10 protein-coding genes are annotated in these 14,988 nt (G+C 73.7%); all 10 read right to left on the bottom strand.

Translation table 11 applies throughout. From position 1 onward, the window contains the following. Nucleotides 1–199 precede the first annotated feature (199 nt). Complete coding sequence (locus AC0AIB_RS24230) at nucleotides 200–1,435, bottom strand: hypothetical protein (protein WP_328348505.1); 1,236 nt, start codon at nucleotides 1,433–1,435, stop codon at nucleotides 200–202. Between the two features lie 111 nt (nucleotides 1,436–1,546). Beyond that, on the bottom strand, nucleotides 1,547–2,953 hold the full coding sequence (locus tag AC0AIB_RS24225; RefSeq protein WP_328348506.1) for a family 16 glycosylhydrolase: 1,407 nt from the start codon (nucleotides 2,951–2,953) through the stop codon (nucleotides 1,547–1,549). A 360-nt stretch (nucleotides 2,954–3,313) separates the two neighbouring features. Further along, a complete protein-coding gene (locus tag AC0AIB_RS24220) occupies nucleotides 3,314–4,123 on the bottom strand; it encodes a shikimate dehydrogenase (protein ID WP_328348507.1) in 810 nt (269 codons plus the stop codon). Further along, on the bottom strand, nucleotides 4,120–5,355 hold the full coding sequence (mltG, locus tag AC0AIB_RS24215) for an endolytic transglycosylase MltG (protein WP_465097541.1): 1,236 nt from the start codon (nucleotides 5,353–5,355) through the stop codon (nucleotides 4,120–4,122). Before mltG ends, AC0AIB_RS24220 begins: the two co-directional genes overlap by 4 nt. Continuing rightward, on the bottom strand, nucleotides 5,352–5,813 hold the full coding sequence (gene ruvX / locus AC0AIB_RS24210) for a Holliday junction resolvase RuvX (RefSeq protein ID WP_328348509.1): 462 nt from the start codon (nucleotides 5,811–5,813) through the stop codon (nucleotides 5,352–5,354). The genes mltG and ruvX overlap by 4 nt, the downstream gene beginning before the upstream one ends. A 72-nt stretch (nucleotides 5,814–5,885) precedes the next feature. After that, nucleotides 5,886–8,564: an alanine--tRNA ligase gene (alaS, locus tag AC0AIB_RS24205; protein ID WP_465097540.1), complete on the bottom strand. Its 2,679-nt coding sequence runs from the start codon at nucleotides 8,562–8,564 to the stop codon at nucleotides 5,886–5,888. Further along, complete coding sequence (locus tag AC0AIB_RS24200; protein WP_067312326.1) at nucleotides 8,561–8,866, bottom strand: hypothetical protein; 306 nt, start codon at nucleotides 8,864–8,866, stop codon at nucleotides 8,561–8,563. The genes alaS and AC0AIB_RS24200 overlap by 4 nt, the downstream gene beginning before the upstream one ends. A 32-nt stretch (nucleotides 8,867–8,898) precedes the next feature. Continuing rightward, nucleotides 8,899–9,360, bottom strand: a complete 462-nt coding sequence (locus tag AC0AIB_RS24195; protein WP_328348511.1) for a DUF948 domain-containing protein — start codon at nucleotides 9,358–9,360, stop codon at nucleotides 8,899–8,901. Nucleotides 9,361–9,507: 147 nt separating this feature from the next. Then, complete coding sequence (locus AC0AIB_RS24190) at nucleotides 9,508–10,107, bottom strand: hypothetical protein (protein WP_442930827.1); 600 nt, start codon at nucleotides 10,105–10,107, stop codon at nucleotides 9,508–9,510. Between the two features lie 3,347 nt (nucleotides 10,108–13,454). Next, the gene (locus AC0AIB_RS24185) at nucleotides 13,455–14,954 is read right to left on the bottom strand and encodes a replication-associated recombination protein A (RefSeq protein ID WP_465097539.1); all 1,500 of its coding nucleotides are present in this window, start codon (nucleotides 14,952–14,954) and stop codon (nucleotides 13,455–13,457) included. Nucleotides 14,955–14,988 lie beyond the last annotated feature (34 nt).

Genomic DNA, 14,988 nt, shown 5'->3' with positions numbered 1-14,988 from the left:
CCACACCCGCGCGCCCCGGACGAGGTCCCCACACCGTCCCGGGCCGACCACGCCGTCGCCGGCCAGTGGTGATCGAGTGGGGTCACCCTAGTGGAACGTGAGGCGGGTTCGGTAGCGGCGGTGACGGCAGTGTGGCGTTTCGTCGTTTTTCCCGTCGCGAGTCCGACAGTTGTTCCCAGCCAGCGGGAGGAGTCGCCGGTCAGGGGCGGGGTGAGCCCAGCCGGTCGGCGAGCGTGTGCAACAGGGCGGGGTGCAGTTTCGCACTCCAGCCACCCCCACCGGCCGCGAGTTCCGCCGTACGCAACCACAGCTCGACGAGGTAGGCGTCGGCGACGAAGCGCCGCCGGGCCGGGTCCAGACCGAATGCCGCGCCGTGCCGGTCCAGCAGCTCGACCATGTCCGCGGTCGCGCCGGCCACGTCCCGGCCGCGCAGCGACAACGCGCACTGGAAGCCCTGGTGGGCCAGGTCGAACCCGAGCGGCCGGTGGGCACCGCTGTTCTCCCAGTCCCAGACGACCAGCCGGTCCCGGTGACGGCCGAGGTTCCACGGCACCCAGTCGCCGTGCCAGTGGCCGTACTCCACCTGCCGGTCGCCGTCGCGCGCGGCGAGGGCGGCCACCGCCGCGACCACCGGACCGCCGGCGGTGGCCGCCCGCGCGGTCAGCCCGGTCAGGAACGGCGAACCACGCAACGGTCGGGGTGCCGCCGCCGGGCCACCGCGCCGGGCCACCGCGAGCATCGCGGCCACCTCCGGACGCAACGGACGGCGCGGCCGGCGCACCCGGGCCGGCATCGGTTCGACGAGGGTCACCGCCAGGTCCCCCCAACCCACCTCCCGCAGCAGCCGGGGCACGTCCGGGAAGTCACCGCCGTCACGGGGCAGCTCCCGCAGCGCGGCGGCCTCCGCGCGGACCATCGCCCGGGTCGCCTCGTTCCACCCGATCTTCGCGTACGCCCGCGCGACGCCCCGGTCGTCGAAGAGCTGCAACGTCGGCTTGTGGTGCGGGTCGGGCGGGCGGATCCCGATCGCGGCGTGCAGCGTCCGGCCCATCAGCCGACCGAGGTGCCCGGCGAGCAGCAGCTCGGCCGGATCGGCGTCGGTCGGCACCGCCACGGTCAGCACCGGCATCCCGGCCAGCCCGGTCAGCCCGAGGCCGGCCAGCACGCCGACCGCCAGCCGGTTGGCCCGCACCCGGGGCGGTCGCAGCGCGTTGTAGGCCAGTGTCGATGCCGCGCCGATCCGGCGGGAGGCCAGCGGGAGCAGGAACCTGGCCCGCTCGACCGAGGGCACCACGGCGTACCGGACGGCCGGGCGGTGGGTGGCGGGCACCGGGTCGGTCGAGACGTCGAGCCGGAGCCGGGGGTCACCGAAGATGGCCCGGGTCACCCAGCCCAGGCCGTCCTGCCTGTTCCGTGGGTCCGTCGCCACCGTCATGCCCCCTGTCCCGCCCGACCGCCTTGCCCTGGCGGACACGATAGGGGCAGTGGACGAGCAGCCGCCCGGCGGGCCGGAGCCCACCGGGCGGCGTACGGTGCCGGGTCCGGCTCAGCGTTGCCAGACGCGTACGTAGTCGACCCGGAAGTCGGCCGGGAACCGGGTGGCCGCGTCGGGATCGCCCAACCAGCCGCCGACCTGGAAGTTCAGTCGCAGGTTGAACGGCTTGGTGAAGGCCTGGTCGAACCACGGGGTGGTGCTGCGGTCCCGTTGCCAGACCTGCCGGCCGTCGATGTACCAACGGATCACCCCGGGCTCCCACTCGGTGGTGTACGTGTGGAAGCCGTCGCCCGGGTGGCCGGCCGGGAAGTCCCAGCGCTGATCCTGCTTGACCGGCGTGTAGTCGTAGAAGATCGCCTGGGTGGCGGCCCCGTAGTAGGACCCGCCGCCGGGCAGCTCCACCACGTCGATCTCGCCCTTGCCACCGTCGTCCGGGCGCAGCCAGAACGCCGGCCAGAGGCCCTTGGAGTCGGCCGGCCCGTTGGGGGACTTCGCCCGCATCTCGAAGCGGCCGTACGTGAACGACGCCTTGCCGATGGTGTCCAGGTAGCTCTGGGTGTACTGCCGGGTCTGCGAGCTGCACACCGCGGTCTCCCGCTGGGCCCGCAGGGTCAGCACCCCGTCGGCGACGAAGGTGTTGTCCGGGTCGTCGACGTTGCAGCCCTTGTCGATGTCGCGGCCCTCGTTGTCGCGCAGGTTCCACCGCTTCAGGTCGACGGTGGGCCCGGTGAACTCGTCGGACCAGACCAGTCGCCAGCCGGGCACGTCCGTGCCGGGGCGGACAGTCGGCGTCGGGGTCGGCGCGGCCGTGGTCGGCGCGGGCGGACCGACCGTGCGGGTGGGCGACGGCGTCGGCGGCACCGTCCGGGTCGGCGACGGCGTCGGGGCGGCGGTGGTCGGCGGCGGCGCGGTGGTGACCGGCGGCCGGGTGGGCAGTCGTCCGCTGCGCTGGTAGGTCACCACCAGGTTGGGCCGGATCGTGGTCTTGGCGTTCTCCCGGGAGGCCCAGTAGATCCGGGTGTTCCAGCTCTCCTGGGTCAACGCCAGGGTGACCTGGCCGTTGCCCCTGACCGCACCGGAGACGTCCCACTCGTTGTAACCCTGGGTGACCCGGTCGACTGCCGCCAGCGCCGGGCCGAGGACGGGCCGCAGGTGCCACGCGCCCGTCCCGACGGCGGTGCCCTGGGCGCCGTGGGCCCGGACCCGGGAGGAGAACTGCTGCCAGGCGTACACCCGCAGTTTCGCCTTGACCTCGACGGCGTCGGCGGGCAGGCCGCGCACCTGGAACTCCAACACGGCGTCGCGCTGGCCGACCCGGTTGCCGTCGCAGAGCTGTGGGCAGCTGGCCAGGGTGGTCTTGGCGCCGTTGTCGCCGTCCTGCGGGACCTGGGTGACGGTCGTGTCCGCCACCGCGGAGAGCACGATCGGCGGCACCTCGGCCGCGACCAGCGGCATCATCGTGGCCACGATACCGCCGACCGCGGTGACACTCAGGACACTGAGGACGACGGCCCTGCGTCGACCACTGATGGCCGGAAGGGCGCGGTGGATTCCGTGCCTGCTCAAGGAACACTCCCCGGGTGGGCGACGATTACCGGCAGCAGCGTATCGACCACGAGTGGATGTGGCAGGCGTGAAAGCGACGCGACAACCCGACTTAACCAAAGAATAAGGGAACAGGTGTTGCTTTTCGACGGTCCGACAGGCGATTGCCGGCTTCCCGAGGTTACGCCTGATTGACCGGAAAGTCGGCGATGCGGTTCGCTGGTCGATGATGGGCCGCCACCGGTGGGCCGGCGGCGGGCGGCGGCCAGCGGGTCAGTGGCGGGCGTCGACGAGCGCCGCGCGCATCGCCTCGACAGGTGCCGTCACCCCGGTGAACTGGGTGAACTGGCCGACGGCCTGGGCCAGCAGCAGATCCAGCCCGGAGACCACCCGCAGACCGGCGGCCAGCGCCGAGGCGGCCAGCGGCGTCGGCCACGGGTCGTACAACGCGTCGAAGAGCACTGTGGACGGTCGCCACTCGACCCCGGCCGCCAACGGGTCGGCGACCCCCTTCGGCACGGTGGAGACGACCAGGTCGGCGCGGGTGTACGCGGCGGCGTCGGACCAGGCCACCGCGACCAGCTCCACCCCGACGGCGGCAGCCACCGGCCGCAACAGCGCCACCGCCGACGGGCGGCGGGCCACCACGGTCACCGTGGTCGCGCCGAGCTGGGCGGCGGCGGCCAGGGCGGCGCGGGCGGTACCCCCGGCACCGAGCACGGTGGCGGCGGCCCCGGGCCGCACCCCGGCCGAGGTCAGTACGGTCACCATGCCGGTGACGTCGGTGTTGTCGGCGTACCAGGACCCGTCGGGACGGCGTACCAGCGTGTTGGCCGCGCCGACGGCGGTGGCGACCGGCGACGCCCGGTCGGCCACCGCGAGCGCCGCCTCCTTGCCCGGCATGGTCACCGACAGCCCGGCCCACTCCGGGCCCAGGCCGGCGACCAGGGCCGGCAGCTCCTGCGCACCGCACTCGATCCGGGTGTACGACCAGCCGTCGAGCCCGGCGGCGGCGTAACCCGCGTTGTGGATCACCGGGGAGAGCGAGTGCGCGATCGGCCGGCCCAGCACCGCCGCCTTCACCGGCAGTTCTCTCCGCTCAGCACGCCGTTGGTGCACATCTGGCGTTGCAGACCACGGAAGTCGGCATCGGTGGTGCCGTAGCCCATGGTGCCCTTCTTGTCGACGGTCATGAAGTAGACCCAGGTGCCGTTGGGCGGGCTCATCGCCCCCTTGAGGGCGTCCTCGCCGGGGTTGCTGATCGGGGTGATGGTCAGCCCGTCCGCGCCGTGCGTTCGGTACGGGTTCTTCGGGTCGGTCAGCTCGGACTGCTTGAGGATGTCGGAATCCTTCGGATTCTTGCCCTGCAACCGCAGCCAGTAGTTGATCGCGCTGTCGATCTCCAGGCACTTGCAGTGGTAGCGGTCGGTGTAGACCCGGTTGTAGATCACCCGGGCCACCTTCGGCATGTCCACGTGGTTGACCGACTCCGCCTGCGCGATCGAGGCCGTGATCAGCGCCTCGTAGGGTGAGATGCCCCGATCGGCCTCCACCGTCTCGACGAACTTCATCTCCCCGGTGACCTCGAGGAACTTGGTGACCATCAGCGACAGGATCTGCGGGGCGGTCGCCTTCGGCGGCAGTTCGTAGGTGGCCGGGTAGAGGAAGCCCTCCAGGCTCCGCGGCCCCTTCTTGCCGTCCTTGCGGTTGAACCAGAACTCCGGCACGCCCAGCTTGACCGGGTCCTTCGCCGCGGCCTTGAACTCGGCGACCGGAATCTTGGTCTCCTTGGCCAGCAGGTCGTAGATCGCCAGGGTGATCATGCCCTCCGGGATGGTGACCCCGTTGACCACTCGGCTCTTCGGGTCCAGCAGCAGGGTGAGCGCGTCGGAGGCGCGCATCTCCTTCTTGACCTTGTACCGGCCGACCTGGATGTTCTTGCTGCGCGCGTTGTCGTCGGCGGCCTCGACGAAGGCCTTGGTGCTCTTGACCACACCGGCGTCGTAGAGGGAGTTGCCGATGTCGGTTGCCGTGTCGCCGCTCTTGACGTCGACAAGCGCCTCACCGGTGCCGGGACCGTCGAAGTCCGGGGTGATGAAGTGGTTACGGATCCGGTCGAAGCCGTAGAAGGCGCCACCGCCGATGCCGCCCAGCAGCACCAGGGCCATGAACAAGGCGAAGATGGTCTTACCGGGCCCGCCGCCCGACTTGCCGCCACCGGACGTGCCGTTGCGCCGGTTGACGAAGCCGCGCCGGTGCCGGCCCTTCTCCCCCCTCTCCTGCTCGTCGAACCCGAGGTCCAGATCGTCGATCATTCCGTCCGCCTCCGCTGCGCTTCCAGCCAGCTCTGCAGGATCTCGACCGCGGCGGCCTGATCCACCACCGCGCGTTGGCGCTTTCCCCGGACGCCCCGCTCGGCAAGCCTACGAGACGCGACGACAGTTGACATCCTCTCGTCGGTGAGGGTCACCGGAACCGGCGCTATCACCTCGGTCAACCGGCTCACGTACGCCAACACGTGCTGGGCTGCCGGACCGTGTCGGCCGGCCAGATTGACCGGCAGACCGACGACCACCTCGACGGCCTCGTGCTCGGCGACCAGCTGCGCGAGCTGGGCGAGGTCGCCCGGCACCGCGTCCGGGCCGGTGGTCAGGTCCCGGGCCAGGGTGACCAGCGGGGTGGCCAGGATCCCGTGCGGATCGGACCGGGCCACCCCCACCCGGACCTGACCGACGTCGACGCCCAACCGCACCCCACGGGACGATTCACTCACTGTGGGTCACTCTCTCCGATGGCGAGCCAGGGCGGACCCGAGCGGGTCCGCCCTGGCTCGTGCGCTGCCCCGTCACGCCTCGGCGATCGCCTTCTCGACCGTGAGTAGCAGGTTCGGGGCCTCGGCGGCGGGCAGGCCACCACCCTGCGCCACGTCCGGACTGCCACCGCCACGGCCGGAGAAGGCCGCTTTGACCAGGTCGTTCGCGGCCAGGCCGCGCCCACGGGCCGCCGCGTTCACGGCCACCACCAGGGATGCCTTGCCGTTCGATCGGGCCGCCACCGCCACCACCGCAGGCCGTGCCGGGTCGATCTTGCCGCGGATCTCCTGGGCCAGGGTCCGCACGTCGTTGCCGGCCGCGCCCTCCGGCGCCTCGGTGCCGACGTACGCCACCCCACGGACGTCCTTCGCCTGCCCGGCCAGCGCCGCCGCACCACCCAGCACCAACTGGGCGCGGAGCTTCTCCAGCTCCTTCTCGGCGTCGCGCAGCTGGGTGACGGTCTGCTCCACCCGGTCGGCGACCTGCTCACCGGGCACCCGGAACAGCTCGGCGAGGCGGGACACCAGCAGGTGCTCGCGGGCCAGGAAGCCGAACGCGTCCATCCCGACCAGCGCCTCGATCCGGCGTACCCCGGAACCCACCGACGCCTCGGAGAGGATCTTCACCAGGCCGAGCTGGGCGGAGCGGGCCACGTGGGTGCCGCCGCACAGCTCCCGGGCGTAGTCGCCGACCTCGACGACCCGGACCCGCTCGCCGTACTTCTCGCCGAACAGCGCCATCGCGCCGATCCGCCGGGCCTCCTCCTGGGAGGTGATGAAGGCGTTGACCTCGAGGTCCGCCAACAGCACCTCGTTGACCTGCTGCTCCACGTCGTGCAACACGCTCGGCGACACCCCGGTCGGGGTGTTGAAGTCGAACCGCAGCCGGCCCGGGGCATTCAGCGAACCCGCCTGGGTCGCCGACTCGCCGAGGAAGTTGCGCATGGTCTGGTGCACCAGGTGGGTGGCGGTGTGCGACCGGGAGATCGCCCGCCGTCGGGTCACGTCGATCTCCGCGTAGCCGGTCTCCCCGGCCCGCACCTCACCCCGGACCACCCGCGCCCGGTGCACGATCAGACCCGGCACCGGCTGCTGCACGTCGAAGACCTCGACCTGCCCGGCGCCGACGGTGATCAGACCCTGGTCGGGCTGCTGGCCACCGCCCTCGGCATAGAACGGGGTGGTGTCGAGCACCAGCTCGACCGTCTCCCCCTCGACTGCCGCGCCGACCGTCGCACCGCCGCTGAGCAGCGCCCGGACCCGGGACTCCCGGTGCAGCTCGGTGTAGCCGGTGAACTCCACCGCGCCACCGTCGTCACGCACCGACCGGTACGCCGACACGTCGGTGTGCCCGGTCTTGCGCGCCTGCGCGTCGGCCTTGGCCCGGTTGCGCTGGTCGGCCATCAGCCGGCGGAAGCCCTCTGCGTCGACCTGCAACCCCTGCTCGGCGGCGATCTCCAGGGTCAGGTCGATCGGGAAACCGTAGGTGTCGTGCAGTTGGAACGCCTGCTCGCCCGAGAGCGCCGGCTTCCCCGCCGACCGGGTCTGCGCGATCGCCGTGTCCAGGATCGTCGTCCCCGCCCGCAGCGTCGACAGGAACGCGTCCTCCTCGGCATACGCGTACTGCGAGATCCGGTCGAACTCCTGCGCCAACTCCGGGTACGACGGGGACATGCAGTCCCGGGCCACCGGCAGCAGCTCCGGCAACGCCCGCTCCTGCCAACCCAGCAGACGCACCGCCCGGATCGCCCGCCGCATGATCCGACGCAGCACGTAGCCGCGCCCCTCGTTCGACGGGGTCACCCCGTCCCCGATCAGCATCAACGCGGTCCGCACGTGGTCGGCGACCACCCGCAGCCGTACGTCGTCCGGGTGCGACTCGCTCGCCACGTGCCCGGAGTGCGCGCCGTACCGCTTGCCGGTCAGCTCCGCCGCCCGGTCCAGGATCGGCCGCACCTCGTCGATCTCGTAGAGGTTGTCGACGCCCTGCAGGATCGAGGCCATCCGCTCCAGGCCCATGCCGGTGTCGATGTTCTTCGCCGGCAGCTCGTCGACGATCCGGAACTCTTCCTTGCTCCGGACGTCGGCGATCTCGTACTGCATGAAGACGAGGTTCCAGAACTCCATGTACCGGTCCTCGTCGACCTCCGGGCCGCCCTCGCGCCCGTACTCCGGGCCGCGGTCGTAGAACAGCTCGGAGCAGGGACCGGCCGGGCCGGGGATCCCCATCGACCAGTAGTTGTCCTTCTTGCCCCGGCGGACGATCCGCTCCATCGGCACCCCCACCGACCGCCAGATCTCGAACGCCTCGTCGTCGTCGAGGTAGACAGTCGGCCAGACCCGCTCCGCGTCCAGCCCGTAGCCGCCCTCGGCGACCGGCTTGGTGACCAGCTCCCAGGCCAGCGGGATCGCCCCGGACTTGAAGTAGTCACCGAAGGAGAAGTTGCCGTTCATCTGGAAGAACGTGCCGTGCCGGCTGGTCTTGCCGACCTCGTCGATGTCCGGCGTACGGATGCACTTCTGCACGCTCACCGCCCGCCGGTACGCCGGCGTCTGCTGCCCCAGGAAGTACGGGACGAACTGCACCATGCCGGCGTTGACGAACAACAGGTTCGGATCGCTGATGGCGGGCAGCGGAGCGGACGGCACCACGGTGTGCCCGTTCGCCTCGAAGTGGGCGAGGTACCGCCGCTTGATCTCCGCCGTCTTCATCGCTGGGGTTCCTCCGGAAAGATCTCTCGGTCACCGATGCGCGGGTCCTCCCGCAGCTCGGCGAACTGGTCGTCGAACGCCTCACCCCGGGCGAACGCCTCGTGGATCTCCTGCTCGCGCTCGGCCATCCCGATCCGTACGTCCTCCACGAAGCTACGCAGCGACTCGACCAGACCGCCAGCGGATTCGGACAGCCCGCTGGCGATCCCGGCCGGGGTGTACGCCTGCGCGGTCCGGGTGGCCTTGCGGACCACCACCACACCCACGGCCAGCCCGATGCCGAGCCAGAAAAGTCGCCTCATGTCTCAATTCCTCCTGTGCGGCGCCGACGGGGTCAGCGGTTGCCACGCCGGGCGGCGCGCCGTTGCTGCTTGATGGTGTCGCGCACCTCACGCTCGGTTTCCGCGGTACGCCGCGCCGAGGCGGCCCGACGGACGCCGTACCCGAAGGCGGCGACCTTGACCAGCGGGTTCGCCGCGGCGGCCGAGACGACGGTGGCCAGGTTCGCCACGTTGGCGGTGACGTTCTGGGCGTGCCCGGTCATCGTGTCGACCTTCGCGAGCTGGAGGTTCACCCCGTCCAGCGAGGTCTGCACCTGCTCCAGGGCGACGTTGACGTTCTTCACCGTGGTGTTCACGTCCCCCAGCAGCGGGGCGGTCTGCTCGTTGAGGTCGTTGATCATCCGGGTCGTCGCGTCCACGGTGTGCCGCAGCCGCAGGATCGGTACCGCCAGCACGAGCACCAGCATCAGGAACGCGCCGGCCGCGATCAGCGCAGCGATCTGTCCACCATCCACGCATGTCCTCCTCAAGCAGGGTTCCGGGGCCCGACGCCCCGGAACACGCGACCGGGGTACCCGCCGTCGTGGCGTGACCCGCGCAGGGTCGTCGGCAGCAGGCGGGCCTGCCAGCCCCAGACCCTACCGTCCGTGATGGAAGCCGGCTCAGGACGGTGAGCGTGTCAGGCCGCCGAGCGGATCGTCGGTGATCGTCGGGAACGGATCCTCACCGGTCAGTGACGGATCGGTGCTCGGCTGTGGCCGGGTCCGCTCGTCGTCGATCGCGTTGCGCACCTTCACCGACACCAACGACCCGCTGCACTCCCCCGCTGCGGGTGCGGCCGGGGTGGACGGCGGTACCGCCGGCTCCCCGCTCACCGGCGGCGGCGTGCAGGTCGGTTCCCGCACCCAGAGATCGAGGGTCAACTCGTCCCGCCGCCAGCAGGTGTAGCTGCCCTTGGCCGGCTGTTCCGGGCACCGGGTGACCTCCCAGGGTCGCCACCCCGCCGACCGCAGGGCCTGCTCGTAGACCCGGTTGGTCTCCTCCGGCGCGCGGTCGGACTCCACGGTGCGCTCCCGCAACCGGCAGTCCTGCAGGCACCAGCGACTGCCGCTGACGTTGTCCACCGTCTGCGTCGTCGCCCAGCCGGGCACACCCAACTCGTCCAGGGTGTCGAAGACCGGGTCCCGGCTCAGCGTCCGCATCCCGAAGTAGAGCGGGAGCGCCCCGAGCAGCACCACGCTGACCAGCACCAGGATGCCCAGCCGCAGACGACGTCGTTGCCCCGTGCGGCGACGCGGCCCGGCACCGTCGGAGTCGCCGACGTCGGCGTCGCCCGGGTCGTCCTGGGCCGCCGGGCGCAACGGCCCGCCGGTCGCCTCGTCCGGATCGGACCGGACGCCGTCCGGTGGCGTCACCCGGGCCACACCCGGGCCGTCGACCCGACCGGACGACGGGACCGCGGCGACACCCGCCGTCTCCGACCGGTCGGGTGGACGCACCGGCGGGGCCGCCCGCCCGCCGGCCTCCTCCGGCCCCACACCGGGTCGTACGCCCGGCACGGTGGCACGGGCAACCGCCGCCGCCGCAACGACCCCACCCGCACCGGCGGGCCGGGGGCCGGCGTCGGCGGGTGGTCCGGGGCGTCGGCCACCCTCCGGTCCCGCCGCCCGACGCGGGTCGTCCGAAGGTACGGGCGGGCGCGCGGTACCGGTGACCGGGCCAGTGGCAGGACCCTCCGGACGGGCGGTACCCGTGACCGGGCCGGTCGCAGGACCCTCCGGACGGGCGGTACCGGTGACCGGGCCCTCCGGACGGGCGGTACCGCGACCAGGACCGTTCGGACGGGCGCTGTCGCGGGACGGCGCGCCGGGACGCGGTGCCCTCGGATCGGGAGCGCCGAGACGCGGGCCCGCCGGGGTGGCCACCTCTGGAAGGAGTCCGCCTCCGACGGTCCCCTCCGGACGAGGCGCGGTGGCACCGTTCGGTACCGGAGCACCGACCCGGGGGACATCGGACGTAGGTGCCGCCGCTGCCCGGTCCGGACCAGCACCACCGGCCGGGTGTGCCGCCGTCCCGGGGCCTGCGGGACGCGGGCCACCGGCCACCGGCGCAGCGCCGGACACCGAAGCCGAGCCGCCTGACCGTGGACCGCCGGGCACCGACCCGGGACCGCCCGGACGCGGAACACCCGGGACCGGCGCGCCGCCGGGCAGCGGCACAGAAGCCGAACCACCCGCTCGTGGACCATCGACCGCTCGTGGAGCACCGGGTGCCGAACCGGGACCACCGGGGCGGGGGCTCCGGGTCGGGTCCGGTACCGGACCGGCATCGGTGTGGGCGCCGCGGACCGGAGCACGGTCGTCACTCAGCGGTCCGGGAACGGAACCCCCCGGTCGGCCGGGGGTCCGCTCGGGCGGGGACGGCCGGGCCGTCCCACGAGCCGGCCCGGCTTGTTCCGGCCGAAGCGGCCCGGACTGTTCCGGCCGGGACGGCCCGGACTGTTCCGGCCGGGACGGCCCGGACTGTTCCGGCCGGGACGGCCCGGACTCGACGTCGCTCCGCTCCGGACCACCTGGTGCACCCCGACGAGCCGGGTCGGCCGGGACCGCTCCACCCGGCGGGGTCGACCGGTTGAGCACCCGCAGGGCGGGATCGGTGTGCAGGGTACGCCCGGCCTGACGCAGCCAGTCCGCCGGCCGATCCGGTCGGTCAGCTCGTGGCGCTGCGGTCCGCCGTCCCGCGGGTCCGTCCGGCCCGTCACCCTGGGCGGGACCGGGCGGGACCGACTGGCCCGCAGTCGCGGCCCCCTCCGGTCGACTCCGCCGGCCCCGCGCTTCGTCGGTGTCCGGGCGGACCCGAGGACCTGATGGTTCGCTCCCGGCCGGGCTGCGCCACCCTCCCGACGGCTCCTCGTCGTCCGGGCGGGCCCGACGGCCTTCGGACCCCTCGCCGTCCGGTCCGGGGCGGTGGGCGGCCGGCTCGCCGTCGGGTCGGGCTCGACGGCCCGGTGGCGCGGCGATGTCAGTGGGCGGGCGGCGACGCCCGTTGTCGTCCCGGTCGGCCGGGCCGGACCGGCCGGTACCGGGAACGGCCGGGGTGGACGGCACACCGGGCGAGGTCGGGGCGACAGCGGGCAGCGGCGGCGCGTTGCCGGTCATCGGCACCACCGGCTGGTCCGGCTCGGCGGCGCGACGGCGGCCCCCCCGCTCGGCGGGCGGGCGGTCACCGGGATCACGGACGGGGGTGGGCGACACCTCGGCACGGCGACTTTCCGCAGCCCGGGGACCGGGCGAGGTCGTCTCGGGTCGAGGGCTGCCGCCCACCGGTGCCACAGGGGCGGTACGCGGCCCGCCGACCGTCGGGGCCGGTAGCACTCCGGCACCGGTCGGGTGCGCCGCAGCGGGCGCAGGACCGCCGGGCCCCGGCCCAGGTCGGTTCGTCGGTTCGACCGGACCGGGCCGTCGGTCTCTCTGCCGGTCGTCGGGCACGGTCCGGCGACTCCGCAGGGACGGCCCGTCGGCTGCCGCAATCCCGGCTCGGTCGTCGGGCACCGCCCGCCCGCCCGGAGGTGGGCCGGCAGGTGCCGGAGCACGGTGGGACGGGTCGGCGGAGGTCGGGGCACCGTGGACACCGTGGGCAGGCCCGGCGGGAGCCGGGACACCGGGACCGGCCCGACCGACAGATGGTGCCTGACCGGGCGGGACCGCCGCCCGACCGGGGCCGGAACCGGGGACCGAGGCCCGACCGGGGACCGGGACCGAGGCCCGACCCGGGCCGGGGCCACCGACGGCAGGATCGGGGCGGGACGCCTCCTCGGGGTGCTGCGGGCCGGGACGGCCGACCGGCGTCGGACCGGGCCAGGGCCCTTCCCCGGGACGGGGGCGCTGCTCGGGGGTTGTCGGCCAACCCGCCCCACGTACCGGCGGGGCGGCCTGGCCGCCAGGGTGTACCGGCCCCGGCGGTGGCCCGTCGGGACGGTACACGGGACGGCCGGGTCGGTCCGGTTCGGTGCCGGCCGGCACCGGACCGGACCGACCCGGTCCGGCGGGCGGTTGCAGGTCGGGGGGGCCACCAGGCTGCGGCGGGCGGGGGCCACCGGAGGTCGACGCCTCCCGGCGTGCACCCGGTTGACCGGTGGCCGGGCCAGGTTGACCGGTCACCGGACCAGCCGGGGGTACGGATTCCGGTCGGGCACCCGGCGGAGCCGGTTCCGGCCGGGGGACCGGAGGCACCGGCTGCGACCGGGCATCCGGTCGCGGTGGCCGGGCACCGGCCGGCGCTGCCCCGTCGGGACGCGCAACCGGCTGGCCGACGCGCGGCGCGATCGGCCCCCCCGGTCCGGGTTGCGCACCGGGCTGCGGCGCGGCCGGACCACGCCCGACAGGCGGCGCAGCCGGACCACGGACCGGCGGGACCGGACCGCCGTCCGGGCCGAGGTCGGCACGCTGCTGTTTCGCCGTACGCAGGTCGTCGATCCAGCCGAACTCCTCGCCGGCCGGCTCGGGCGGGGTCTCGTCGCCGCCTCGCCCCCGGCCCCACCGACGTCCCTTGGCGCGAGGTTCACGCCGCTCGTCGGGACCGTCCTGCGGTTGCTCCCCACCTCGCGATGTCACTGCTGAACCTCCTCGGCGGCGTCGTCGCCGTCCTCATCCGCCCCACCGGTGTGCCCCGCGCCCGACGGGTGACGGCCGTCGACCGCCGGCACCGGCCCGTCGGGGCGCGACGTCGGGGCGGACGACCCCCGGACGATCCGGCGCAGCAGGGGCAGCCGGGCGGCCACCGACCGCTCGGCCCCGTGCCCGCTGGGCCGGTAGTAGTCGGTCCCGACGAGATCGTCGGGAGCGTACTGCTGGGTGACCACCCCGCGCTGGTCGTCATGCGGGTAGCGGTAGCCCGCGCCGTGCCCGAGCCCCCGGGCGCCGGAGTAGTGCGCGTCGCGCAGCCCGCGCGGCACCGCGCCGCCCCGACCCGCCCGGACGTCGGCCATCGCCGCACCCAGGGCCGTGGTGGCCGAGTTGGACTTCGGCGCGGTGGCCAGGTGGATCACCGCCTGGGCGAGGTTGAGCTGGGCCTCGGGCAGGCCGACGTACTCCACCGCGTGCGCGGCGGCGGTGGCCACCGACAGGGCGGACGGGTCGGCCAGGCCGACGTCCTCGCTGGCGAAGATGACCATGCGGCGGGCGATGAACCGGGCGTCCTCCCCGGCGACCAGCATCCGGGCCAGCCAGTGCAGCGCGGCATCGACGTCGGAGCCGCGCATGCTCTTGATGAAGGCGCTTGTCACGTCGTAGTGCGCGTCGCCGTCGCGGTCGTAGCGTACGGCCGCCACGTCCACCGCCTGCTCGGTGGTGGCCAGGTCGATCCGGTCGACGCCGAGCGCGGTCGCCGAGGCCGCCGCCGCCTCCAACGCGGTCAACGCCTTGCGGACGTCACCGCCGGCGAGGCGTACCAGGTGGTCCTCGGCGTCGGTGGCCAGGGTGAGCGCGCCGGCGAGGCCGCGCGGGTCGACGACCGCGCGACGCAGCAGGCCACGCACGGCCGTGTCGTCGAGCGGCTGGAGGGTGAGCAGCACGCACCGGGACAGCAGCGGCGAAATGACGGAGAAGTACGGATTCTCGGTGGTCGCCGCGAGCAGGGTGACCGTGCGGTCCTCGACAGCGGCGAGCAGCGAATCCTGCTGGGTCTTGCTGAACCGGTGCACCTCGTCGATGAAGAGCACCGTCTGCGGGCCACCGGAGCGGCGCTGGCGACGGGCGGTCTCGATGACGGCCCGGACGTCCTTGACCCCGGCGGAGAGCGCCGACATGGCCACGAAGCGACGGTCGGTGGCCCGGGCCACCAGGTGGGCGATGGTGGTCTTGCCGCTGCCCGGCGGGCCCCAGAGGATGACCGAGAGCGCCACGCCGCCGCCGACGAGCTGACGCAGCGGGGCACCGGGCGCGAGGAGGTGTTCCTGCCCGACCAGTTCGTCGATGCGTGCGGGCCGCATCCGGACCGGCAGCGGGGCGTCCTCCCCCACCGAGGCGAAGTCGTCGACGCCGACGGAGCCCGCGGGGGCGCTGTGCGCCACGGCGGGTGCGCCGAGGGAGAAGAGGGCGTCGGAATCCATCAGGAAGACAGTACCGGGCGCGGGCCCCCCCGCC

It is taken from the genome of Micromonospora sp. DSM 43699 (assembly GCF_055517075.1).
Note: the sequence above shows the minus strand (reverse complement) of the source record. Positions and strands in the feature narration are given on the sequence as shown.

Excerpts from the sequence above, each read along its gene's own strand:
- AC0AIB_RS24230 (WP_328348505.1), bottom strand. The coding sequence starts at position 1,435 with ATGACGGTGGCGACGGACCCACGGAACAGGCAGGACGGCCTGGGCTGG.
- AC0AIB_RS24225 (WP_328348506.1), bottom strand. The coding sequence starts at position 2,953 with ATGATGCCGCTGGTCGCGGCCGAGGTGCCGCCGATCGTGCTCTCCGCG.
- mltG (WP_465097541.1), bottom strand. The coding sequence starts at position 5,355 with ATGATCGACGATCTGGACCTCGGGTTCGACGAGCAGGAGAGGGGGGAG.
- alaS (WP_465097540.1), bottom strand. The coding sequence starts at position 8,564 with ATGAAGACGGCGGAGATCAAGCGGCGGTACCTCGCCCACTTCGAGGCG.
- AC0AIB_RS24200 (WP_067312326.1), bottom strand. The coding sequence starts at position 8,866 with ATGAGGCGACTTTTCTGGCTCGGCATCGGGCTGGCCGTGGGTGTGGTG.
- AC0AIB_RS24185 (WP_465097539.1), bottom strand. The coding sequence starts at position 14,954 with ATGGATTCCGACGCCCTCTTCTCCCTCGGCGCACCCGCCGTGGCGCAC.